Origin of the sequence: Mycobacterium sp. 1164985.4 (genome assembly GCF_001668575.1) — a bacterium.
Lineage (GTDB): Bacteria > Actinomycetota > Actinomycetes > Mycobacteriales > Mycobacteriaceae > Mycobacterium.
Map to the genome: position 1 here is coordinate 57,261 of NZ_LZMD01000038.1, position 23,308 is coordinate 80,568.

Sequence of the window (23,308 nt, forward strand, 5' to 3'; positions counted from 1 at the left end):
AGCCCGTCGGGTGGCGGTGCAGTGAGTAACGAACTGCTCGAATGGCCGCGGTGTTGGCACCGATCAGCGTAGGTAGACCTGGCCCTCGTGCGGGTATCCGCCGCCCGCCGTCGCGACGTGCACGTGGTCGTAATGGTTGGCGGTGTCTCCGCCGCGGTCCGACATGACCTTCTTCGAGCCGTCCGGACGGTAGAGCGTCTGCCGCCAGATGACGTGCTCGAGGCCGAAGCGCTCCGCATTCGCCAAGACGTACGCGACCACTTTGTCCCCCAGCTCCTTGCCCGCCGCCGAGCGGGGGTCCGGGATCATCACGTCGATGGCCAATCCATGCGGATGCCATTTCAAGGAATCGGCACGAACGCCGCCGATGGTGAGGATCTCCGGAAACTGGGCACTCACTGCGCGCGCCGCCAAGACGGTATCGACCTGCAATCCGTTCTCGGGTGCCCGGCCTTGCGGCAACGTGGGCGGGGGAACCGGGGCGGGCGGTCGCGCGGCCATCAGGTTCACTGCCGGTGACGGCGGCTGTGGCGCCGCGGCGACCTCGCAGCACGCTTCAGAATTACGGACCTGCGAATAGCTATCTGCGCCGACGCCAAACAAAGCGACCGCCGTTACCACGCCCGCCACTACCGCCAAGCGCGAAGACCGCCGCATCTTGGCAAGTGAGTGTCTTCCCATCGCCGGCGGACGATACCCACCGCCCCTATACGAAGACCAACCGCCCGCAGGCATGCCAGCATCGCACTTGTCGTCCGCGTCTACACGTTGTATTTGCTCGTCAAGCAGGTTTTTGTACAGCTGCTCGTCACCCGACAGCAAACAAATCGAGATTTTGCTCGTGGCCTTCGTCATGAACGACAGAGAATGTGACGCACGCCCAGCGGTCGTGTCGGAGCTGCGACGACGCCACAGATTCACCGATCGTCACGCAGATCAAACATGCGACGACTACTACGGCTTCCTCGCCACCACCCACGCTTCTCCGTCGCCTTCACCCGAGGCAATGATCTCGAGTTGCGCGTACGCCGTAATCAACTCGCCCGGTTGCACGCGGAAGCGCCCGGGAGCGGCGCCGACCACGCTCAGCGCTGAGATCGCCAGCAGCCCACCAGGCACCAACCGGTCGACGATCGACCGGTCAAGCCGAGAATCGCGGAAGCGGTGACAGACCACGACGTCGACAGGCGCACCTGCCGGTAGACCTTCGTCGAGATCGACGACGTCGAACCGACACCGCTCCCCCACGCCGGCGCGGGCCGCCAGTTCCCGTGCTTGATCGATGGCCGCCGTCGAGATGTCGACACCCCAGACGTCGAGTCCGCGACGGGCAAGCCACATGCTGGCGACCCCCGGGCCGCACGCCAGATCGAGTGCCCTTCCCCGCGTGGGGAACTCGGTCTCATAGGGAGCGAACACCGCAGGGATCTCTACGGCCGCGACACCGGGCGTTGTCCGAATCCGGTAGCGCTCGTCCCAGCGGACGCGATCCCGCTCGCTCACGAACCACTGCCTCTCGCGGAACTCGAAGAGTCGCCGACTAAGCCGGCCCCTCCAGGTTGCCCTTGCGGACGTCCTCGCGACACTGCGCCCGCGTCTGGCCCGTTTGGCTGACGCAAACCTGCACCTGCTCCTCGATACCGGCGGGGAACACCTCGTCGGTCGGATGCGGCGTGGCCGTCGGACTCGGCACCGGGCCCTTGTAGATCGACCAGACCTCATCGCCCGTCGCCGGCAGGCGCGAGCAGAACGCCTCCTGCCCGTTTGTCGTCACTCCCGCCGCACCGAGAGTCGCGCAGTCGGCGCCGATCAGGACGACCGGCACATCCGGCTTCGCTTCGGCCTTCTCGGTCGACTCGTCCCATTTCGCCACGCCCAGGCCGACCGCGATCGCGACCCCGATCAGCACCGCGACGGCTCCCGCCGCCAACAACACCCGGCGCGGCCGCCGCCGCGTCGGCGCGGCTTTCGAGTGCTTGCTGTTCTTCCTCGCCGCCACGGCCGGTGCCGTCGGATCGGTGGCACCCAAGTCCCGTGCCGCGGTGGACAATCCCTCGGCCATCGCCGCGGCGAACTCGGTGCAGGTGTCGAAGCGGTCGGCCGGCGACTTCGACAGCGCCCGCTCGAATGCCGGGCCCAAACCCGACAACTCCGGGATGCGCTCACCGATCGCCGGCGGCTGCGCCGTGAGGTGGTTACTGATCACGACGGCGGGATTGTCGTGCTGGAACAGCTGCTGGCCGGTGAGCAAGTGAAAAGCCGTCGCCGCCAACGCATATTGGTCGGCACCGCCATCGAGCGCCTGCCCCATCAGCTGCTCGGGAGCCGCGTACGCCACCGTGCCGACGGTCATGTCGGTGGCGGTCAAACCGGACGAGTCCTGCACCCAGCGCGCAATACCGAAGTCAGCCAACAAGGCTCGGCTGTACTTCTGGCCATCCTGCGCCAGCAGGATGTTCGACGGCTTCACATCACGGTGCAGCAGCTCCCGCTGGTGCGCGTAATCGAGCGCGTCGGCGACACCCGACACGATCCGCACCACATCGTCGGGCGGCAGGCCGGCGCCCTTGCGCTCACGCAGCACCTGGCCGGCATCGGTGCCCTCGACGTAATCCATCGTGATCCACAGCTGCCCGTCGAACTCCCCGCGATCGTGCAGACCGACGATGTTCGGATGCCACAAGCGGGCCACCATGTCGGCCTCGCGGTTGAACCGCTCGCGGTACTCACGGTCGACGGTGAACTCAACCGGCAGGATCTTGAGCGCCTCGTAGCGCGGCAGCCGCGGATGCTGCACGAGATAGACCTCGCCCATGCCGCCTTTACCCAGCGGCCGCACCACCGTGTAGCCGGCGAAGGTGTCCCCCGCTTCTAACGCCATGGCTTCATATCCAACATGTTGTCCTCATCGCACGATGTCGAAACTCTCGCACGGCCCCCGCCGGCCCGCTGTTGCGGGTTCGGACTGAACCGACAACCGGGCGCCGAGCAGCGCGTTAGGCTCCCGCCGTGGCCAACTACGTCACCGAGATCGGCCTCTTGATCATCGGGATCTTCCTGCTGTTCCGCGGGCTGCCCGGCGTTCTGCAGTTGCTCGGTGCGCTCGGATGGCAGCGCGTCCCGGGGACCATGCTCGGCTCCGGCGTCGCGGGCTATCAGACGCAAGCCGGTGGCGGGCGCATGGGCGCCAACGTTGCGCGCTCCGTCGTCGGCTACCAATACCAAGTCGGCGGGCAGACCTTCGTCGGCCAGCGCGTAGCCTTCGGCACAGCCCTCGGCTTCGGCATGGGACTCGGCGGCATCGCCTCCGCGCAAGCCTCTCGGTATGCGCCCGGCCAGACCGTCGACGTCTGGGTCGACCCCAACAACCCGATGAACTCGGTCCTGCGCCGCAGCGCTCCTTCGTCCTTGGTGATGACGGCGCTCGGCGTCGCCGTGTTGATCGCCGCGGCGATCTCGTTGGTGAGCTGACGTGGTAGACGACCGCTTCGCACTCAGCCGTCGACGGCTCCTGCAACTCGCCGGGTTGGGGGCCGTCGCCGCCGGCTTGCCCTTGCACACCGCGAAGGCGGCCCCACCCACCCCGAGCGTCCTGTGTCGGAGCGCGTGGGGCGCCCAACCGCCGCGTCCCGGCGGCACGCCGCACACCCCCGTCCGCATGACGATTCACCACACGGCGGTGACCCTCGGCGACAACGCCAACGCGCCGGCGCGCCTGCGTCAGCATCAGCACTACCACCAAGACACCCACGGCTGGATCGACATCGCCTACCACCTCAGCGTCGACCGCAACGGCAACATCTACGAGTTGCGCAAACCCGAACTCGTCGGCGACACCGCCACGAGTTACGACCCGACCGGCCACTTCCTCGTCGTCTGCGAAGGCAACTTCGACGAAGAGGAGGTCACCGAGGAACAGCTCAACGGCGCTGCGCGCGCATTCACCTGGGCCGCGCAACGTTTCAACATCCCGACCGACACCCTCGCCGGGCACCGCGACGCCAGCCACGACACCTCATGTCCGGGCGCCAACCTCTACGCCCACGTCGTCGACGATGACCTCAAGAACCGCGTCGACGCGCTCCTGGCCGCAGGAACCGTCAATCTCCAGACCATTTGCGGGCCCGAGGCATCGCAGGCTGTCGAGGAGATCGAAGCGGGCATCCGCTGAGCCGCGTTTCGCCTGTGACGCATGAGGCCTAAGGACCCTCGCCATCGGTCAGATGCACGAATGACCCGATCCCAGCAAACGAGACCATAGGGAAACCCCGGATTCCTCCACGGAGGCATCTGCGTACCGTTTACACCAGACGAACCCCAGAAGGGGCTACGAATAGACAATTTCAAGATCAAGCATAGTGAACCACCCAATGGTTCACACCCGAAAAGCGCAGGCGCCGCCTATCCCAGCAACCTTCTGCGGGACGGACTGGCGGCAATGCCATTCGGCTCTCCGCTCGAAGGACATGACCATGGATTATCACCACCCTTACTACGGCGCGCAGCAGCCGACCGTCCCGTGGCCTGAGGACTACGCCGATCCAGAACCCAAGCAGGGCAGGCGGAATCACGCCATCACCGCCTCACTCTCCGGGGGAGTCGCGGTGCTCGTCCTGGCGGTCGGCGTTCTGCTCGGCCTCCAGCTGAAAGGCTCCGATTCCCACGACAAGGCTCCGCAGAGTCCGGCGCCGACCGTCGTCGCAAGTGCTCCGAACGCCCCGGCGCCCACGGTGCCGCGAGAACCGGTCGGCCGTTCCAGTCGACCGCCGACAGATCCCGCGCGTTTGGACCGGTCGACGTACGACTCGCTGACTGCGCGCGAGTTCGCCCTCATGGCCAAGGACCCCGACGCTTGGGCAGGCCGGAAGATCGTCGTCTACGGCGTGATAACGCAGTTCGATCCGGCGACGGGCGCGACGACCTTCCGCGCCGATACCGGGCCCGCGCCGGTGACGAACGTCTACGGCTATGACCAGAACACCCTCATCACCGCTCATGACCCGGACATGGTCGCCAACTTCGTCGAGAAGGACCGGGTGACGATGTACGTCGAGGTGCAAGGGGCGATGACGTACGAGGCTCGGCTCGGGTCGGCGACGGTCCCGTCACTCATGGCCAACATCATCGAGAGCTCCAGCCGCCCCGCACCACGACCGGCCCCCGCGACGTACCCCGCCACCGTGCCTGATGTCGACACCGCAAGCGGTGATCAACTGCGCTCGATCGCTGCGGGCGACAAGCCGATGGTGCTGGCAACCATCGTGGACACCTGGGTACCGCAATTGAGTTCCAAGCGGCTCGGATTGGTCGCTGAAGGACGCACGTGGACCCACGCGGCGATCCTGGCCGAGCACCAACGGCTCCGGCAGACGTACCCCGGTGCCCGGCTGCTGTGGTCAGGAGACTGGTCGACGTTCTCGGAGTCCAATTTCTGGGTGACGATCGCGGGGCCCACGTTTCCCACCGCCGACGGCGCCTTGGCGTGGTGCAGAAGCGCTCGATTCGACCGCGACCACTGCTTCGCGAAATTGATCAGCACCACTCACGAGGTCGAGGGCAGCACCGACTACAACTGAGCCGTCCTCAGGCGTCGCGCACCGCCAGGACCGGCCACCGGTCGGGCACACCCTTGAGTTGATGGACGCCGCGGTCGTCGAACACGATCCGCGACCCGAGCACCAGCGGCGGGATCGCCCCCGACACCAGCACCTCGCCGGGGCCCGCGAGGCCCATGATGCGCGCCGCGATGTGCACCGCGATGCCATGCACGTCGCCGTCGGCCATCTCGACCTCACCGGTGTGCAGGCCGGCGCGGATCGTCAGCCCGAGATCGTCCAGCGCGTCGCGGATCGCACACGAACAGTGGATCGCCCGCGCCGGGCCGTCGAACGTCGCCAACGCGCCGTCACCGGTGAACTTCACGACCGCGCCCCGCGCACCGTTCACATGGCGCTCGACGACCCGGTCGTGCGCGGCGAGCGCGGTCGACCACGCCTCGTCGCCCAAGTGCGCTGCACGTTCAGTCGACCCGACGATGTCGGTGAACAACACCGTCGACAGCACGCGATTGGATGGAACAGTGCCGCGGCCACCGGTGAGGAACGACTCGATCTCGTCGACGACGACGTCCGCGTCCCCCGCGAACCACACGTGATCGTCGCCGTCGAACTCCACCAACCGGGCATGCGGGATCCGCTCGGCGACGTACTGCGCATGTCCGCTTCGCACGTGGCGGTCGTCGCGGCGGTGCATCACCAGCGTGGGCGCCTGGATGCTGTCGAGGACGGGCCGTACGTCGGTGCGCACGAACAGATCGAAGATGTCCGCGAAGTACCCAGGACCACCCGCGAGCCGTTCACCGCGCGCCATCCAGCGACGCTTCGCCAGGTCCGATTCCCAACTCGGCGTCAGATGGACGGCGTCGCCTCGCCCGACGCTCTCCTCGCACCAGCGGACGTAGTCGGTCAGGGTGGGTTCCGGCATCCCGAACGGCTGGTCGGGCGTGCGGGGGTAGTACGCGAACGGGCTCCACAGCACCAGCGACTTCACGCGCTGGGGATGGCTCGCCGCGAGCAGCATGACCGGCAGCGCCGACTCGGCCATCGCAAAGATCGAGACCCGTTCGGCCCCAACGGTATCCAACACCGCGAGCAGGCCGTCGACCCATGATTGCATGGCCGGCCGGTCGCAGATCGGCACGGCATCGGAGCTGCCGACGCCGAGCAGGTCGGTCAGGATCAGCCGGCTGAACGACGACAGCCTACGGAAGTGACCGGCGACCGTCGGCTCATCCCACAGCAGATCGATCGGGAACGTGGCGGTGGGGACCCACAGAAGGTCCGGCCCGCCGTTACCGACCACTTGATAGGCGAGGTGAACGTCGCGGTCCCGGGCGTAGACGGTTTCGGGGCTGGCCGCCATTCTCCGAGCATGCCACCGCCGAACGCAGGACGGACTCGTTCGCATGATGGTCGCCGGGCACACCCCAGAACCGTCACAGGTTTGTCTACGGCCAGAAGTGAACCCTGAGGCCTACGGCGACGTAAATTAATTGACCGGCTCATCACGTCTCATGGGGATCGGAGGACCGCCCTGCTGTACCGGATCGCCCGACTGGCCCTTCGCGCGCCACACACAGTCATTGTGGTGGCGGCGCTGATGACGGTTGCGCTCGGCGTTCTCGGGGTTCCGGTCGCCAACAAGCTGTCGCCCAGCGGGTTCCAAGACCCGAACTCCGACTCGTCTCGAGCCACACAGCTGCTGACCGACAAATTTCATCACGGCGACGTGCAGCTGCTCATCACCGTCTCGTCACCCGACAGCGTAGACAGCCCCGCAGCCAGGGCCGCAGGCGTCGACATCGTCGACAACTTGAAACGCTCCCCGCACGTCGCGGATGTCACCTCGCCGTGGACCGTCCCGCCCTCGGCCGCCGCCGATCTCATCAGCAAGGACCGCAGCTCGGGTTTGATCGTCGCGGGCATCATCGGCGATGAGGCCGCCCAACAGCGGCACGCCGAAGAGCTCACCAAGGACCTCGACCGCGACGGCGTCACCGTCCGTGCAGGCGGCGTCGCGATGGTCAACTTGCAGCTCACCGCCCAATCCCAGCGCGACCTCGTGACGATGGAATCGCTGGCGATCCCGCTGAGCTTCCTCGTTCTGGTGTGGGTGTTCGGTGGCCTGCTGGCCGCTGCGCTGCCGGTCGCCGTAGGCGTCATGTCGATATTCGGCGCGCTCGCCGTGCTGCGCATCATTTCCATGGGCACCGACGTGTCGATCTTCGCGCTGAACCTCACCAGCGCGATGGGCCTCGCCCTGGCCATCGACTACACGCTGTTGATGATCAGCCGCTACCGCGACGAGCTGGCCGAGGGCGCCGCGTTCGACGTCGCGCTGGTCCGCATGATGACCACCGCCGGCCGCACCGTCGTGTTCTCCGCGACGACCGTCGCGCTGTCGATGGCCGTTCTCGTCTTATTCCCCATGCACTTCCTGAAGTCGTTCGCCTACGCCGGTGTGGCGACTGTCGCGTTCTGTGCGGTCGCCGCGCTTGTGGTCACCCCCGCCGCGCTGGTGTTGCTCGGCCCACGCATCGACGCGCTCGACGTCCGCCGCCTGGCCCGCCGCCTCCTCGGTCGACCGGAACCCGAGCCGCGGCGGGTCGAGCGTCGATTCTGGTACCGGTGCGCCACATTCGTCATGCGCCGGGCCGTTCCACTCGGGTTGGCCGGCGTCGTACTCCTCGTGGTACTCGGCTTGCCGTTCTTCGGCGTGCGCCCGGGCCTGCCCGACGATCGCGTGCTCCCCACAAGCGCCTCGGCACACCAGGTCGGCGACCAGCTGCGCGAGGACTTCGCCACCAACACCGACACCGCCGTGACCATCGTGCTGCCCGATGCAGAGGGCATCAGCCCCGACGAGTTCAGCGCCTATGCCACCGCTCTGTCAGAAGTGCCTGACGTCTCAGCCGTGTCCGCGCCCACCGGCACGTTCACCGGCGGGCGGCTTATCGACCCGCCCTCGGCGCCCACCGGCCAGGCCGCAGGCAGCGCCTTCCTCACCGTCGACAGCACCGCCCCGCTGTTCTCCGACGCCTCCGAAACCCAACTCGATCGCCTCGACGCAGTGCCGGCACCCGACGGCCGCGACGCGCTGTTGACCGGCACCGCCGCCTCCAACAGCGACAGCGTCGACGCCATCACCGCCCGGCTGCCGCTCGTCCTGAGCCTCATCGCCGTCATCATGCTGGCGTTGCTCTTCCTGTTGACCGGCAGCGTCGTCGTGCCACTCAAAGCGCTTGTGCTGAACATCCTTTCGCTTACGGCCGCCTTCGGCGCGATGGTGTGGATCTTCCAGGACGGCCACCTGGGCGCGCTCGGCACCACGCCGAGCGGCACGTTGGTGGCCAACGTGCCGGTGTTGCTCTTCTGCATCGCGTTCGGCCTGTCGATGGACTACGAGGTCTTCCTCGTTTCGCGGATCCGCGAGTACTGGCTGCGCTCGGACATGACACGAGCCGACGGTGCCGCCCTCGCCGCTCGCGTACGAAACGACGCGAGCGTCGCGCTCGGCATCGCCCACACCGGACGGGTCATCACCGCCGCCGCGCTCATCATGTCGATATCGTTCGCAGCGCTGATCGCGGCCAACGTGTCGGTGCTGAAGCTTTTCGGCCTCGGGTTGGCACTGGCCGTCCTGGTCGACGCGACGCTGGTGCGAATGGTGCTGGTGCCCGCCTTCATGCACCTGATGGGCAGATGGAACTGGTGGGCACCCAACTGGCTTGCCGCGCTGCACCGCCACCTCGGCCTCAGCGAAAACCCAGAAGCCCCCGCCGAACCCGCGACATCGTTGAACCCGCAACCCTCCGCATCCGTGCCTAGAGAGTGAGCACCATGAGCGTTATCGCAGGAGTACACGGCGTGCTGCCGCCGCACCGCTACTCCCAGCAAGAGATCACCGACCGGTTCGTGCAGGTCCCAACCTTCGCGAGATACGAAGCCATCGTGCGCGAACTGCACGCGAGCGCCAAGGTCGACGGCCGTCATCTCATCCTCCCAATGGACGACTACCTGACCTTCCGCGACTTCGGCCAAACCAACGACACATGGCTCGAACACGCCATGGAGCTCGGGTGCGAAGCGCTGATGGGCGCGCTCGACGATGCGGGATTGCGACCCGAAGACGTGGATCTGATCATGACCGCGACCGCGACGGGCGTGGCCGTTCCATCGCTGGACGCGCGCATCGCCGGACGGCTCGGACTGCGGCCCGACGTGCGGAGGATCCCGATCTTCGGTTTGGGTTGCGTGGCCGGCGCAGCCGGGGTGTCACGCCTGCACGACTACCTGGTCGGGCACCCCGACGACGTCGCCGCGCTCGTCTCGGTCGACCTGGCTTCGCTGATGTTTCCCGCGGCGCCGCCGACCATGCCGACCCTCGTCGGCAGCGCGCTGTTCGCCGACGGCGCGGCCGCGGTTGTCTCGGTGGGTTCGGCTCGCGCGGAAGCGATTGGCGCCCTCGGCCCGGATGTGGTCGCGACACGCAGCCGGCTCTACCCCGACTCGCTGGACATCATGGGCTGGGACGTCCGCGCAGAGGGCTTCCAGCTCGTGCTCTCGGTCGGGCTGCCCGACCTGATCGAACGCTACTTCGGCGACGACGTCACCAGCTTCCTCGCCGACCATGACCTGACGGTCGACGACATCGGCTCGTGGCTCTCACACCCCGGCGGACCGCGAGTGCTCGAATCGATGGCGGCCGCACTGAACCTCGACGACGACGCACTCGAACTGTCGTGGAGATCGCTCGCCGAGATCGGCAACGTGTCGTCGTCGTCGGTGCTGCACATCTTGCGCGATGCGCGCGCCAAGCCGCCGCCCACCGGCACACCGGGGGTGATGATGGCCATGGGTCCCGGCTTCTGCGCGGAGCTGTTGCTGCTGCGCTGGCACTGACCATGGTCTGGTACGGGCTGCTGATCGCCGCGGTGGCCGCCGAGCGTATCGCTGAACTCGTTGTGTCCCAGCGCAACCTGTCGTGGAGTCGAGAACACGGCGGTGTGGAGTCCGGCGCGTCTCACTATCCGCTGATGGTGGCCCTGCACGCCGGGCTGCTGGCCGGATGCGTGGCGGAAGCCCCGTTCCGACCGTTCGTCCCCGCGCTGGGGTGGCTGATGTTCGCGTTGGTGCTCGCCGCCCAGGCCCTGCGATGGTGGTGCATCGCCACGCTCGGCAGGCAGTGGAATACCCGCGTCGTCGTCATCCCGGACGCGGCCAGGGTCACCCGGGGGCCGTATCGCCTTGTACCGCACCCGAATTACGTCGCGGTCGCCATCGAGGGGGTGGCGCTACCGATGGTGCATACCGCCTGGCTCACCGCCGCGGTGTTCACCGTGCTCAACACGGCGTTGCTGCGGACGCGCATCCGGGTCGAGAATGCGGCGCTGGCCGCCCTTCGATGATCGACCTGCTGGTGGCGGGTGGCGGACCGGCGGGTCTGGCCACCGCAATCCACGGCGCCCGCGCCGGTCTCGAGGTCGTGCTGATCGAGCGGCGGGCCGCACCGGTCGACAAGGCATGCGGTGAGGGGCTGATGCCACACACGTTGTGTGAGCTACAGGGGCTGGGTGTCGATCCGGCGGGGCGAGCGTTCTCGGGCATCACGTACATCGACGGGCGACGCAGCGTCACCGGCCGCTTCGACAGCGGGCCGGGGCGCGGAGTCCGCAGGACGGTGTTACACGAGGCGTTGTGGGAGGCGGCGTCCAAAGCCGGGGTCCGCATCGAGAGCGGGGCCGCCGGAGCGGTGCAGCAGGATGCAGACGCGGTTCGTTGCAACGGCTTCCGAGCCCGCTATCTGGCCGCCGCGGACGGTCTGCACTCGCCGATCCGCACCTCGCTCGGGCTGGCCGTCCCGGCGTCGGGACCGCGGCGGTGGGGCATCCGTCGGCACTACGCGGTGGCTCCGTGGAGTGACTGCGTCGAGGTGTATTGGTCCGACGACGGCGAAGCCTACGTCACCCCCGTCGCCGAAAACTGTGTCGGCGTCGCGGTCCTCACTGCGCGACGAGGCGGGTTCAACCACCATTTGGAATCGTTTCCAGCGCTCCGCGAACACGTCGCGGAGCGCGCTCACGCTCCCGACCTGGCGGCCGGACCGTTGCGGCAGCGGGTGCGGCGGCGGATCGCCGGGCGGGTCCTCCTCGTCGGTGACGCTGCCGGCTACGTCGATGCACTGACCGGCGAGGGCCTGGGTATCGCCTTCGGCGCCGCCGAGTTGCTGGTGGACTGCATCGTCAAGGACCGACCCGCCGACTACGACCGGCGCTGGCGCCGGATGTCGCGTCGCTACCGAATGGTCACCGCGGGACTGGTGCGTGCCACGGCGTTTCCATCGGTTCGTTCGCGGTTGGTGTCGGCAGCGGCGTCGGCGCCTGGTGTCTTCACCCGCGCAGTGAACCTGCTCGCCGAATAATCACCAGTCCGCAGCCGATTCACAGCGAACCGGCACCGATGAGGTGAGTAGCGGACGGTTCGGCGGGGTACGCGACCTCACGGACGGTCGCTCACCGCGCATCGCTACCGGTGTTCGACCGGACCTTCAACGAGGAAGGACCGACGGCCCGCCCGTCGGTTGGCGGAAGAGGTACCGATGCCCGAAGTCGCACAGCACCACGACGGATATCCGAAATACCGCCGGATGGTCCGCTTCGATTGGTCGGAGACGCCGATCCACTGGGTCCCCGGCGATCCGTTCTCCACGCACATGATGAACGTGCTGCATCTGCTCCTGCCCGAGGGTGAACGGCACTTCATCAAGGCGGTCCTGGAGGCGTCGTCTCTGGTCGACGATCCCGAACTCGAGGCGTCGATCAAACCATTCATCCAGCAGGAGTCCTGGCACGCCTGGGCGCACCAGGTGGTGTTGGACCACCTGGCCGAGCAGGGCATCGACACCAAGCCCTACACCGATCGGCTCGGCAGGACCTTGTCGATGACGTTGGGCGACCCGCCGAAGTTCTTCCCGCCGCCGCTGAAGCGGTGGTGGCTCTACCGTCGGCTGGCCGATGTGGCCGCGCTGGAACACTTCACCGCGGTGCTGGGCCAGTGGGTGCTGCAGAACCGCGGACTCGACTACGCCGGCACCGACCCCGTCATGCTCGACCTGCTCCGTTGGCATGGCGCCGAGGAGGTCGAGCACCGCTCGCTGGTCTTCGACGTGTACCAGCACGTCTGCGGCAGCTACTTCATCCGAGCATTTGCGATGCTGATGACCGCGCCGCTGTTCGTCGGCTGGTGGATCGCCGGGGCGCGCTACCTGATGGCCAACGATCCGACCATCGACCAGAAGTGGCGATTCCGGGACTGGATGCGCGCCGCGCGCGAATACAAGTTGCCGGGCCCGTGGAACTTCCTCGTGACGGTGCCCCTGCGATACATGCGGCCCAGCCACCACCCGAGCCACGAGGCCAACACACAGATGGCCATCGACTACTTGGAGCACTCGCCGGCAGCGCGGGCCGCGCGCGAACGTGCGGGGTCACCGAGTCGGCGGAACACCACGGCGACGGAGAGGGAAGGGGCTGGAGTGCGATGAAGGTCATCGTCGATCTCGACACGTGTGACGGCAACGGCGTGTGCATGAGCATCTGCCATGAAGTGTTCGACGTGCGCGAGGACGGTCTGCACGTGCTTCAGGACGCGCCCGGCGAGGAACTGCGCCAACAGTTGAAGGGTGCTGAGGTCTCCTGCCCCACCCGCGCGATCCTGGTGAAGGACTGACCATGGCGACGGGATTGCGAGACGTGATTGTCGTCGGCGCCGGTGTCGCAGGCGTGCGAGCGGCGGAGACGCTGCGGCAGAAGGGCTTTGACGGCGCGCTGACGATCGTCGGCGATGAGCGTCAACCCCCGTACCACCGGCCACCGCTGTCGAAGAAGCTGTTGTCCGGCGAGATCCATCGGGCCGGCATCGACATGGCACCGCAGTTCGACCTCGACGCCCGGGTGCTGCGGGGCGCGTCCGCGGTAGGGCTGGACGACAAGTCGTGCACCGTCCGGGTTCGAGACGAGGGTCGCGAGCTCTCACTTCGATACGACGGGCTGGTGATCGCCAGCGGCGCCGTTCCTCGCGAGTGGCCGGGCGGTCCGGTGCCCGACGGCGTGATGATGCTGCGCACGGTCGACGACTGCCTCGCCATCCGGGAACGGCTCGCCTCGCGCCCCCGTGTCGCGGTGGTCGGCGGCGGATTCATCGGGGTCGAGGTGGCGGCGACGTGCCGGGCGCTCGACTTGGATGTGACGCTGATTCAACGCGGTTCGAACCCGCTGTTGTCCGCACTCGGCGCAGAGCTGGCGCCGCATTGGGCCGAGCTGCACCGGCAGCACGGTGTCGACCTGCGGCTCGGAGTCGGCGTCGAGAAATTCGTGGGCAAGCGCAAGGTGAAGGCACTTCGGTTGACCGACGGTTCCCGGGTCAAGGCCGACCTCGTCGTGATCGGACTGGGCGTCACGCCCGCGACCGACTGGCTCGAGGGCTCCGGAGTGCGCATCGACGACGGCGTGCTCTGCGATGCCACCGGCAGAGTCGAGGGGGTCCGCGGCGTCGTGGCCGCCGGCGATGTCGCGCGGTGGTGGCATCCGCGCTACGAACGCCATCTGCGGATCGAACACTGGGACGTCGCCAACCGCCAGGGCGAGGCGGCGGCGCAGACGCTGTTGGCCGGTCCGCAGCACGCCGAGAGCTATGACGAGATTCCCTACTTCTGGTCCGACCAGTACGACGTGAAACTCCAAATGCTGGGTCTGCCAACCGATCACGATGCGGTCGATATCATCGAGGGCGACCTCGACCAGTGGGAGTTCGTCGCGGCGTACGGGCGCGGCGGGCGTACCGTCGCGGTGCTCAGCACGATCCCCGGACGGGTACACGCCTACCGCGGCGTCCTCGAGGACGATGCGGCGTTTCCGCCCACGCCGGCCGCATAGCACCGGGCGCTAACGCCACCTCGCCCACACGTACGGCACCAGGGCACGCAAGAAGTCCAGATCGGGACCGGGGCGAGCACCGGCGAACGCCTGCTCGAAATACTCCTCGGCCACGAGCAGAATGCCTTCGGCATACTGACCGGTGAACTCGATGCTGCCGTACTCGTCCATCAGAGCGCGGACCCGCAGCACCAGCTCCTGGGTTCGCTCGGAGCGTTGTAGGCGCAGATAATCCCGAACGAACTCACGGTCTTTGCCCTGCGCGACAGACAGCAGATGCAGCAGCGCCAGCGTCCGTTTGCCCTCGTACAGATCGCCGAGAATCTCCTTGCCGTAGAGGCGTTCGTCCCCGATGAGGTTCAGCAGGTCGTCGCGGATCTGGAACGCGGCGCCGAAGTGGAAGCCGAACCGCACCAGCGGTACGAGATCCGCCGTGCCCCGGGATCCGACGATCGCACCGACCCGCAACGGGTGAATGGTTGTGTACCAGCATGTCTTGTGCATGATCAGCTCGAGGTAGTCCGACGGCCCCAGATCCTCGACTCCATCGGCCTGCCAACCCACTTCGAGCGCCTGGCCCTCGAGCGTGCGCATCGCCATCGTGTCGAATTCCGCCCACACCAGGTCGGCGAGATCGCGATCGAGGCGGCGGGTGGCCCGTCGCAGCACCTGTCCCGCCACGACGGCCAACCCGTCACCCGCGTTGAGTGCCGCCGCCATCCCGTAGCCCGCCGACAACGTCGGCCTGCCTCGACGCATCTCGCTGCCGTCGGCGATGTCGTCGTGCACGAGAAAAGCGTTGTGCAGCAACTCGATCGCCACCGCGACGCCGAGCGCGTCGTCGGCGTCGGCGCCGAATACCCGGCTCGCGGCCAGACACAGCGCCGGACGCAACGCCTTACCGGGCCGGGATGGGTACTCGCGCATCGGCGCGTACAGCCAACGGCCCGGCTCCCCATCAGGTAACGCATCCAACATCGAACGCCGGACCGTGCGCGCCACCTCACGCAACCGCTCGTCGACGGACGACACCAGATCGGCCCGGTCGGCCGTGCTCGTCATGGGCCCGGTGCCCGCGCCGTGAGAACCACCGGAAGCCACAAGTTGTCGTCGGCATCGACGAGCATGGTGCCCCGGTACACCCCGGGTGGCGTCGAGTCTGAAACCTGCAGTGCCACAGCGATACCGCGGCTACACCTCGGTGGCATCTCCACCATTGACGGGTCCAACGTCAGTTCACGCGCCCTGATCAGCGCGCCGCTTCGCGCGAGAAGGTCGCTGCACCGCAACTGGATTCGCCCGAAATCGTGATCGGTGCGGTTGTGTACCCACACCACCGTCTCCGCGCGGCCCGGTATCGCCGACTCCAGTGCGACGCCATGCTGGCCTCCCGGACTGGACAAATCGAGTTCGACGTCGCGAGCACGCCCGCCGAGCAGAAACTGGCCGGCCACCGACCACCATGCGCGCGTCAGCTGCTCGAGGTCGGGGGCACCCCGAGGCGGTTCCGTCGTCGCAGCCTCGCCATCCGGCGAGGCGAGGCGCACGAACCTATCGACGATCTGGCTGGCCGCCCGGAACCCCTCCGCCTGGATCGCGCTCAGGGCGCGGGCATTGGCGGCCGGGTCGAACACCGACGCCCACGGAAGGTCCCCGAGGCTCCCCTCGTCGCCAAACGTGCGGGTCATAAGCGCTTTTACCTCTCCGGCAATAGCCTGCTCGAACAGGCGATGGACGGTATGCTAAGCACACCCGCCGGGGGGAGGAGACCCGAATGGCCACCCTTCACTCTTTGCTCGCACTCTACGGCGCCCTCGACGACACCGTGGTGGCCCTCGACGACCCGAGCGTCACCGAGAGGGTGGAGGCCTTCCTCCCCGGAACCACCGGTCCGGGGCGTCAAGGCTGGTTCAATGATGTCCGGCAGTTCGTGCGTCGACTCTCGGTTGATCCCGATCAAACCGAATTCCCCTCGCGCAGAGAGGCGTTACGCGAGTTTGCCGAGATGCGCAGTACCGTCGCAGTTCAAGAAGAAGTCGGCATCGGACCCGTCGAGATGGCCCGGCTCCTGTACGTCATCGGCGCTCACTGGCAGCTGTCCTCTCAGACCGACGAAGAACGTGAATTGTTTGCCAGTGCGCTCTCGGTGGCCGTTCCGGGCGAGACCGGTTCCGTCTCGGAGTCCGGCGGGCAGCAATTGCTCAACTTGTTCGACTCCGACCTCCAAGGCCGCCCCAGCTTCGTGGGAGTCATCGAAGCCGCGGTGGAGCAAGGCCTGGTCAGTGCAGCGGTGCTGTCGTATGTGCGCAGTGTGGAGTTCAGGTACCGCGTCCGGCGGGACGCGTGTGGCGAGTATGCAGTCCTGAAGGTCAGCTATTTCAGAGACCGGCTCACTGTCGACAAAGTCAAGAAGGTGGTCGACCCACTCAACTGGGACAACTGCTGTCCCTTCTTCTGCGATATGAGCCCCATACCGAAGTCTCCGGACAGCTACGGGTGGAGCAGAGTGCTGGAAAGCATCAGCACCCTGTGCGGCGTTCTTCCCGGCTATCAACTGCGGACGGCGATCAAATACTGGAAGGGCGAGAAAGGCGACGGCGCCTTCATCAACTACGACATCGACGACAACCGGGCCAGCACCAAAGACGACGGCTTCACACTCCTCGACCGCGGTTACATCAGCTTCGAGAAGGAAGAACGCGGCGTGCGCATCAGGACCCTGAAGGAGGTGAAGTTCGCAGGCGTGCCGCCGCTCGCCACCATCATGTTCGCCGTCATCGGCGGATACGCCTCCATCGGGGAGAACATGCTCATCGACTGCGCATTGAACCCGCCGTCGGGCCTCGTCGATTTCACGGCTTCTGTGCCGACCGGCAAGCCCGCCAAGCCGATCGACCCGACAGTCTGCGCCTCGGCGGCCGCGCCGGCGCCGTGCGGGTGCCAGCCATCCTTCGCTCCATCCGTCACCGAAGCGGTCGACCTGTGGGCCAGCTGCGTCACCGAGGTATCCACCGAGTACGCCGGACTGGTGAATCACTGGGCCAAATGCGGTTTCGACCCGGCTGAAATGGCCGAGTTCGGCGCCAAGGTGTCGGCGCGGATGGCGACCGACCCGTGGCGCATTCTTGGTCTCATGCTGAGCCAAACCCCGCAACCCAAGGGGCACTGATGAATTGCAGCTGTTCTGCCCGCGGACCAGTCGGTCGTATCGACGTCGGCGAGCCCAACCCGCAATGCCCGCAACCCCACGACTGCACCGCCACGATCCAACAACTCGTAGATGTCGCCATCAAGGGCAGCCTCGCCTTCACGACCGCCGCCCTCAATTGCTGCTCGTCACAGAAGGTTTGCGCACCCGTCGGTGACTGTGGCTGCGGCTCCGCGCGTTCGGGGAGTTCGGCGAGCTCAGCGAGCTCGGCGAGCTCTGCGGGCGCCGCCGCCGCGCCGCCGCCGCCCAAGCGCGCCGTACACTCGCAGAAGTTTCCGACCATACGGGTCGAAGTTCAGCGTCATCTCGGCTTGGCGACACCGCTGTCGAACGGCTACCACTCCATACCGGACGATCGGATCACCTTTGTACCCGACGCCGGAAGGGATTCGCAGCTGAGGCCGCTCGGCACGCTGGGGCCCACCGAGGTGACCTTCCAGATCAAGGTCGACGCCACCGGACTGCCCGGCTCGGTCTATTTCGGCGACGTTCGGGTGGGCTATCCGGATGGCAAGAGCGACCAAATCGTAAAGGTGTTCATCGAGCTGTGACCGAACGCGATCACCGGCGAGCGGTCGATGAATTGCTTGATCGAGCAGTACAAGCCATCAACCGCGGTGACCGGGCGACCGCGACATCGTTGGCCGAGCGGGTGTTGGCCGTCGACCACCGGAACCCCGACGCCGAAGACCTCCTCGCCGCACCGACGACCGGCGGTGAACTGCGTCGGCTGACGCTGCTGTTCTGCGACCTCGTCGACTCCACCGTGCTCTCGACCCGCATCGAGCCCGAGGCGTACCGCATCATCGTCGGCAAGTACCGCGATCAGGTGCAGCGCATCGTCGACCGCTACGAAGGGCACATCGGCTCGACGAAGGGCGACGGCCTGCTTGTGGTCTTCGGCTATCCCCGCGCGCACGAGAACGACGTCCGCCGTGCCGTGCAGGCCGGGCTGGACATCACCCGCGACGTGGCCCGGCTCAGCACACAGGCGCGAGAACGCTTCGGCGTCGAAGTGAGTGTCCGCGTGGGAGTTCACCGCGGGCTGGTGTACCTCGACACCGGCCAGGACGACGTCTACGGATTCGCCGCGAACCTGACCGCCAGGGTGTCCAGCATCGCGCCGCCGGGCACCGTCGTGGTGAGCGACGCCGTCGAACCCCTGATCCGCGACACCTTCGAGCTCACGTCGCGACCTCCGCAGCCCGTGAAGGGCGTCGAGGAGCCCGTCGCGCACCACGAGGTGCTCGGCGAACGGGCGATGCCGACGCGAACGCCCCTGGGGCCGTTGGTCGGCCGACGCGAGGAGTTAGCCTATCTCGAGCAGATTTGGGAGCAGGCGCGAGCGGGGACCCTCGACACGGTAGGCGTTGCGTTCGTCGGCGAGGCCGGCATCGGCAAGAGCCGTCTCGCCCAGGCGGCGGTCAACCTCGCCGAACAATCCGGAGCAACCGTCATCACGATCTTCGGTTCGCCCTTCCACACCGCCGCGGGCCTCCAGCCCATTCGCGACCTGCTCGAACGCCGTTGCGGCATCAGTCGACTCACCGAACAAGGTGAACGGCTGCGCTTGCTCGAGAAGGAGATCACCGGACTCGGACGCGATCCGTCGACCACGCTGCCCCTTCTGGCGCCGGTTCTCGGCATCGCCGCCGAGGCGGGTTACCAAGCCGCCAAGGCCGAAGGCGGCAAGCTCTACGAGGACATCGCCGAGAGCGTCTACGACTACCTCATCGCGTGCGCCGGTCAGGGTCCGGGCCTTTTGATCATCGAAGACCTGCACTGGTTCGATCCGTCGACCGTGGATGTGGTCGACAGAATCCTGAGCGCCCGCCTCGGCCGTCTGCTCGTGGTGATCACCGCGCGCGACGCCACCAAGCTGCCGAGCGTGGGCGACGTCAAGATCTTCGACGTCAAACCCCTGACCGACGACGACACCGACGCATTGATCGGTGCGCTCGCCCCCGAACTGTCGACGGATGTGCGGCGATCCGTGCGGCAGCGGTGCGACGGGGTACCGCTGTACGTCGAGGAAGTCGTCACGGCGCTCGACCGCGTACCGCTGTCGGCAGGGCAGAACGGGCACGTCCCCGATGCGCTGTACGAGTCGTTGCTGTCACGGTTGCGCGCGACCCGTAACACCGTGCCGACCGTCGAGGCCGCGGCCACCATCGGCAGAGAGTTCGACCGCCAACTGCTGCTCTCGGCGACCGACCTGCCCGAGGCCGACGTCGACGACGTCCTCGGCGCCCTCGAGGATGCCCGCGTCATCGAGCGGACGAGCGCGGACACCTTCCGGTTCCGCCACGAACTCCTCCGCGAGGTGGCCTACGAGCTGTCACCGCCGAGCGTCCGACGGACGTTGCACGGCCGGATCGCGGCCGCCCTCGACGCTGGCTCCGCCGACGGAAGGCCCGAATGGCGGCTCGTCGCACGGCATTACGACGAGGCGCAGCGGTTCGACGACGCGGCGACGGCCTACCAGCAGGCCGCCTCCGACGCCCGGCGCCGCGGCGCGCTCGGAGAATCCCTCGGCTTCCTCAACGAAGCGATCGCCCGAGTCGAACGCATGACACCCGGCGGCCACCGCGACCGGCGGGAAGTCGAGATCCGGCTCCGTCGAGGCTTTCTCGCGTCAGCGGTGGAGGGTACCTCCAGCGCACAGGCCGCGATCGACTTCGAACGCTGCTTGCAGGTGGTGGGCACCGACCTCACCGAGGAATTTCTGACCACGATGACGGCCCTGTACGGCTACTTCGCCACTCGCGCCGACCTGCAACGCGCCGAACAGGTGCTCACGGCGGTTCGCGCCGGCCAAAAGGGCGACGTCGCGTGGTTCCTGGTGAACAACGACGCGGGCTTCGCGATGCTGGCGTGGTATCGGGGCCAATTCCTCTCCGCCAGGGAGGGATTGGAGTCCGTCGCGGCCCGCACCGACATCGGCGCCGGCGAAGACGAGGCGCACTGGTTCACCCCCAACGAACCGCTGGCCTCGATCTACACCCATCTGGCCGCCGCCCGGCTGGTGATGGGTGATTTCGCCGGAGCGCAAGCCGAGTTCGACCGCACCGCCCGCCGCGTCGAACACCTGGGTTTCCCGCAGGGCCCGTACAGCGCCGCCTACGCGCGAAGCTACGAGGCGTGGATGTACATCGAAGCGGGTGACCTCGACCGGGCCGCGGCGATCGTCGCGGCGATGGCCGCCGACGCCGAACGGTACGGCTTCGACGCGTTCGCACTGATCGCCGCGACTCAGCAGTGCACCGTCGACGGGTTGCGGGCATTGACCGCCGAGGATGTCGAGCCTGCCGCGCTGGGACGGCACATCGGCACCATGACGATGCTCGTCGAAGCCTGGCGCGCAGCGGAAGTGCGGATGTTCCTCACCTTCTACGACAGCATCGTCGCGAGGCTCCTGTCCGCCGCGGGCAGGACCGACGAAGCCCGCGCGCGGCTCGACGCCGCGCTGCAATTGGCGGCCGACACCGACGTGCACTTCTACGACGCCGAGCTGTACCGCTTGCGGGCACACACCGAAGACGACGCCGCAACCCGAGACCGCTGCCTACAGGACGCTCTCACACTGGCACGCAACCAAGGCGCCGTGATTTTCGAATTGCGTGCTGCGGCCGATATTTACGAGCTGGGCGAAGACTCCGAGCGCGGAATCCTTGCCGACGTCGTCGCGCGGTTCGCGCCGGACAGCACATGGCCCGAGCTGGCCCGGGCGCGAGCCCTGCTGGCGTGAAACGGCCCGGAGGCAAGGTCGCCATCCTCGGCGGCGGCATGGCCGGTCTCAGCGCGGCGTGGCGGCTCAGCGAGCCAGGTTGGCAGAACCGGTTCGACTCGATCACCGTCTACCAGCGCGGCTGGCGACTCGGCGGTAAGGCCGCGTCGAGCAGAGGTCCGCACGGCCGCATCGAGGAACACGGACTGCACATCTGGCTCGGTTCGTACGAGAACGCCTTCGGCCTTCTTCGCGAGTGCTACACCGAACTAGACCGCGCCACAACCGATCCCGCCGCTCCGATCCACACCTGGGACCAGGCGCTGATACCCGCCGACAACTTGGGGCTGGCGGACCGGTGGGGTGACGACTGGCTGACCTGGCTCGGCACGTTCACCCGCAACGACGAGCTGCCTGGCGAGCCGGGTTCAGCCGGGCGTGAGATCACCGCCGTCGGGTTCCTGCGCCGGGCGGCACAACTGCTCGTCGACTTCACCCGCTCGTTGCGCGACACCGAACCGGTCGGGCTCGTCCTCTCGACCTCTCCGCACCTTCCGTCCGCCGAAGCCGCGATCGAGTCGGTGCAGCGCGCGGCGTTCGCGGTGCTCACCGTCGCCCTCGAAACCGGGTCTTCGGGAACGCAGCTGCTCGACGACGCCGTCGCCGCGATCGGCCGGACACTCGACTGCGAGCATCGCCCCGACCACAAGCGGTCCTGGCTTCTGGTCTCGCTCGTCGTGGCGGTGGTGCGCGGGCTCATCGTCGATAATCTCGTGACCGACCCCCGCGGTTTCCGCGCCATCAATGACGAGGACTTCGGCCAGTGGATCCTGCGACACGGCGCCCACCCCGACGTCCTGGAGTTCCCGCTGATCCGCGGCCTCTACGACCTTGTTTTCGGCTACGCCGACGGGGACCCGCAGCGGCCCGCGTTCGCGGCGGGGCTGGCCGTATTCCTCACGGGCTTGGTTCTTTTCGAGTACAAGGGTGCGATCTTCTGGAAGATGACCGCGGGGATGGGCGAGATCGTCATCGCACCCATCTACCAGGTGCTGCGGCGGCGAGGCGTGCGGTTCGAGTTCTTCCATCGGGTCGACCGCCTGCATCTTGATCGCGCTAGGCGACACATTGAGGCGATCAGCGTGGGCCGCCAGCTCGCGTTGGCCCAGGACGTCGACGAGTATCAGCCGCTGATCCGGGTGGGCGGGCTACCCGTGTTCCCGAGCCAGCCGATCGTCGGTCAGGTGCGGGAGCGGCCCGGAATGCACACGCTGGAATCACATTTCGGCGAGCGCTGTGACGTCGAAACGCGGATACTGCGGCGCGGAGCCGATTTCGACCACGTGGTCCTGGCGATGTCACTGAGCATGGTGGAACTCGTCGCCGAAGAGCTCATCGACGATCAGCCCGAGTGGCGCGCGATGACCGAGCACGTGCGGACTGTCGCGACCCAGGCGTTCCAGATCTGGCTGCGGCCGGACGAACCGACCCTGGGCTGGCCCCGGCCCGGAGTGACCACCAGCGCCTACCTTCCTCCGTTCGACACCTGGGCCTCGATGCCGCAGACACTGTGGGCAGAGGACTGGCCCGCCGATGATCGACCCGCGACCGTCGCCTACTTCTGCGGCGCCTTCGACGCGCCGTGGCCCGTCGGCGAACCCGACGACTATGTCCGTCGTAGCCACGACGCGGTACACGCCGCCGCGGTCCGGTATCTCGATCACCACATCGGGCTGTACCTACCCGGTGCGACGACGGCTGACGGCTTCGCGTGGCACCTGCTCTGCGGCGTCAACGGGCATCGCGGCCGCGACGCGCTCGCCACCCAACACGTCAGCGTCAACATCGATCCGTCCGACCGCTACGTCCAATCGGTGCCGGG

Annotated in this window: 20 protein-coding genes; 14 read left to right on the forward strand and 6 right to left on the reverse strand. The window is 67.3% G+C overall.

What is annotated here, in order from left to right; genetic code table 11:
* Positions 1-63 precede the first annotated feature (63 nt).
* The 3 genes from A5650_RS27080 to A5650_RS05420 form a co-directional block, all read right to left on the reverse strand.
* Positions 64-855, reverse strand: a complete 792-nt coding sequence (locus A5650_RS27080; RefSeq protein WP_353615181.1) for a VldE C-terminal domain-containing protein — start codon at positions 853-855, stop codon at positions 64-66.
* A 99-nt stretch (positions 856-954) separates the two neighbouring features.
* A complete protein-coding gene (locus A5650_RS05415; protein ID WP_067287169.1) occupies positions 955-1,503 on the reverse strand; it encodes a class I SAM-dependent methyltransferase in 549 nt (182 codons plus the stop codon).
* Between the two features lie 37 nt (positions 1,504-1,540).
* Positions 1,541-2,881, reverse strand: coding sequence for a serine/threonine-protein kinase (locus A5650_RS05420; RefSeq protein ID WP_067287172.1), 1,341 nt, complete (start codon positions 2,879-2,881; stop codon positions 1,541-1,543).
* Positions 2,882-3,009: 128 nt separating this feature from the next.
* On the opposite strand from A5650_RS05420, the gene A5650_RS05425 reads away from it, so the two are divergent.
* The 3 genes from A5650_RS05425 to A5650_RS05435 all read left to right on the forward strand — a co-directional run bounded on the left by A5650_RS05425 (position 3,010) and on the right by A5650_RS05435 (position 5,576).
* Positions 3,010-3,471 carry a DUF3592 domain-containing protein gene (locus A5650_RS05425; protein ID WP_067287176.1) on the forward strand — a complete coding sequence of 154 codons (462 nt, stop codon included), beginning with the start codon at positions 3,010-3,012 and terminating at the stop codon, positions 3,469-3,471.
* Between the two features lies 1 nt (position 3,472).
* On the forward strand, positions 3,473-4,171 hold the full coding sequence (locus tag A5650_RS05430) for an N-acetylmuramoyl-L-alanine amidase (RefSeq protein WP_231992545.1): 699 nt from the start codon (positions 3,473-3,475) through the stop codon (positions 4,169-4,171).
* Between the two features lie 301 nt (positions 4,172-4,472).
* A complete protein-coding gene (locus tag A5650_RS05435) occupies positions 4,473-5,576 on the forward strand; it encodes a hypothetical protein (RefSeq protein ID WP_156744017.1) in 1,104 nt (367 codons plus the stop codon).
* 7 nt (positions 5,577-5,583) lie between these two features.
* Here the strand turns inward: A5650_RS05435 and A5650_RS05440 are convergent, their stop codons facing one another.
* Positions 5,584-6,921, reverse strand: a complete 1,338-nt coding sequence (locus A5650_RS05440) for an adenylate/guanylate cyclase domain-containing protein (RefSeq protein ID WP_067287182.1) — start codon at positions 6,919-6,921, stop codon at positions 5,584-5,586.
* Between the two features lie 171 nt (positions 6,922-7,092).
* Between A5650_RS05440 and A5650_RS05445 the strand changes: the two genes are divergently transcribed.
* The 7 genes from A5650_RS05445 (at position 7,093) to A5650_RS05475 (ending at position 14,491) form a co-directional block, all read left to right on the forward strand.
* Positions 7,093-9,393 (forward strand): MMPL family transporter, encoded by a 2,301-nt coding sequence (locus A5650_RS05445; RefSeq protein ID WP_067287185.1) that lies wholly within the window; start codon positions 7,093-7,095, stop codon positions 9,391-9,393.
* Between the two features lie 5 nt (positions 9,394-9,398).
* On the forward strand, positions 9,399-10,460 hold the full coding sequence (locus A5650_RS05450; protein ID WP_067287233.1) for a type III polyketide synthase: 1,062 nt from the start codon (positions 9,399-9,401) through the stop codon (positions 10,458-10,460).
* Between the two features lie 2 nt (positions 10,461-10,462).
* Complete coding sequence (locus A5650_RS05455; RefSeq protein ID WP_067287188.1) at positions 10,463-10,966, forward strand: isoprenylcysteine carboxyl methyltransferase family protein; 504 nt, start codon at positions 10,463-10,465, stop codon at positions 10,964-10,966.
* Positions 10,963-11,979: an NAD(P)/FAD-dependent oxidoreductase gene (locus tag A5650_RS05460; RefSeq protein WP_067287190.1), complete on the forward strand. Its 1,017-nt coding sequence runs from the start codon at positions 10,963-10,965 to the stop codon at positions 11,977-11,979. The genes A5650_RS05455 and A5650_RS05460 overlap by 4 nt, the downstream gene beginning before the upstream one ends.
* 177 nt (positions 11,980-12,156) lie before the next feature.
* On the forward strand, positions 12,157-13,101 hold the full coding sequence (locus tag A5650_RS05465; RefSeq protein ID WP_067287193.1) for a metal-dependent hydrolase: 945 nt from the start codon (positions 12,157-12,159) through the stop codon (positions 13,099-13,101).
* Entirely contained in the window at positions 13,098-13,286 is a 189-nt protein-coding gene (locus tag A5650_RS05470) for a ferredoxin (protein ID WP_067090285.1), read from the forward strand. The genes A5650_RS05465 and A5650_RS05470 overlap by 4 nt, the downstream gene beginning before the upstream one ends.
* 2 nt (positions 13,287-13,288) lie before the next feature.
* Complete coding sequence (locus tag A5650_RS05475; RefSeq protein WP_067287196.1) at positions 13,289-14,491, forward strand: NAD(P)/FAD-dependent oxidoreductase; 1,203 nt, start codon at positions 13,289-13,291, stop codon at positions 14,489-14,491.
* 9 nt (positions 14,492-14,500) lie between these two features.
* Here the strand turns inward: A5650_RS05475 and A5650_RS05480 are convergent, their stop codons facing one another.
* Both A5650_RS05480 and A5650_RS05485 read right to left on the reverse strand, forming a co-directional pair.
* Positions 14,501-15,553, reverse strand: a complete 1,053-nt coding sequence (locus A5650_RS05480; protein WP_067287235.1) for a polyprenyl synthetase family protein — start codon at positions 15,551-15,553, stop codon at positions 14,501-14,503.
* Entirely contained in the window at positions 15,550-16,179 is a 630-nt protein-coding gene (locus A5650_RS05485) for a hypothetical protein (RefSeq protein WP_067287200.1), read from the reverse strand. The genes A5650_RS05480 and A5650_RS05485 overlap by 4 nt, the downstream gene beginning before the upstream one ends.
* 86 nt (positions 16,180-16,265) lie before the next feature.
* Here A5650_RS05485 and A5650_RS05490 point away from each other — a divergent pair, with 86 nt between their 5' ends.
* From A5650_RS05490 to A5650_RS05505, 4 genes are all read left to right on the forward strand, one after another.
* Complete coding sequence (locus tag A5650_RS05490; protein WP_067287203.1) at positions 16,266-17,660, forward strand: hypothetical protein; 1,395 nt, start codon at positions 16,266-16,268, stop codon at positions 17,658-17,660.
* Positions 17,661-18,010: 350 nt separating this feature from the next.
* The gene (locus tag A5650_RS05495; protein WP_067287206.1) at positions 18,011-18,250 is read left to right on the forward strand and encodes a hypothetical protein; all 240 of its coding nucleotides are present in this window, start codon (positions 18,011-18,013) and stop codon (positions 18,248-18,250) included.
* Entirely contained in the window at positions 18,247-21,447 is a 3,201-nt protein-coding gene (locus tag A5650_RS05500; RefSeq protein ID WP_067287209.1) for an ATP-binding protein, read from the forward strand. The genes A5650_RS05495 and A5650_RS05500 overlap by 4 nt, the downstream gene beginning before the upstream one ends.
* Positions 21,448-21,485: 38 nt before the next feature.
* Positions 21,486-23,308 (forward strand): FAD-dependent oxidoreductase (locus tag A5650_RS05505; RefSeq protein ID WP_156744019.1); only part of this gene is annotated, 1,823 nt, incomplete at its 3' end.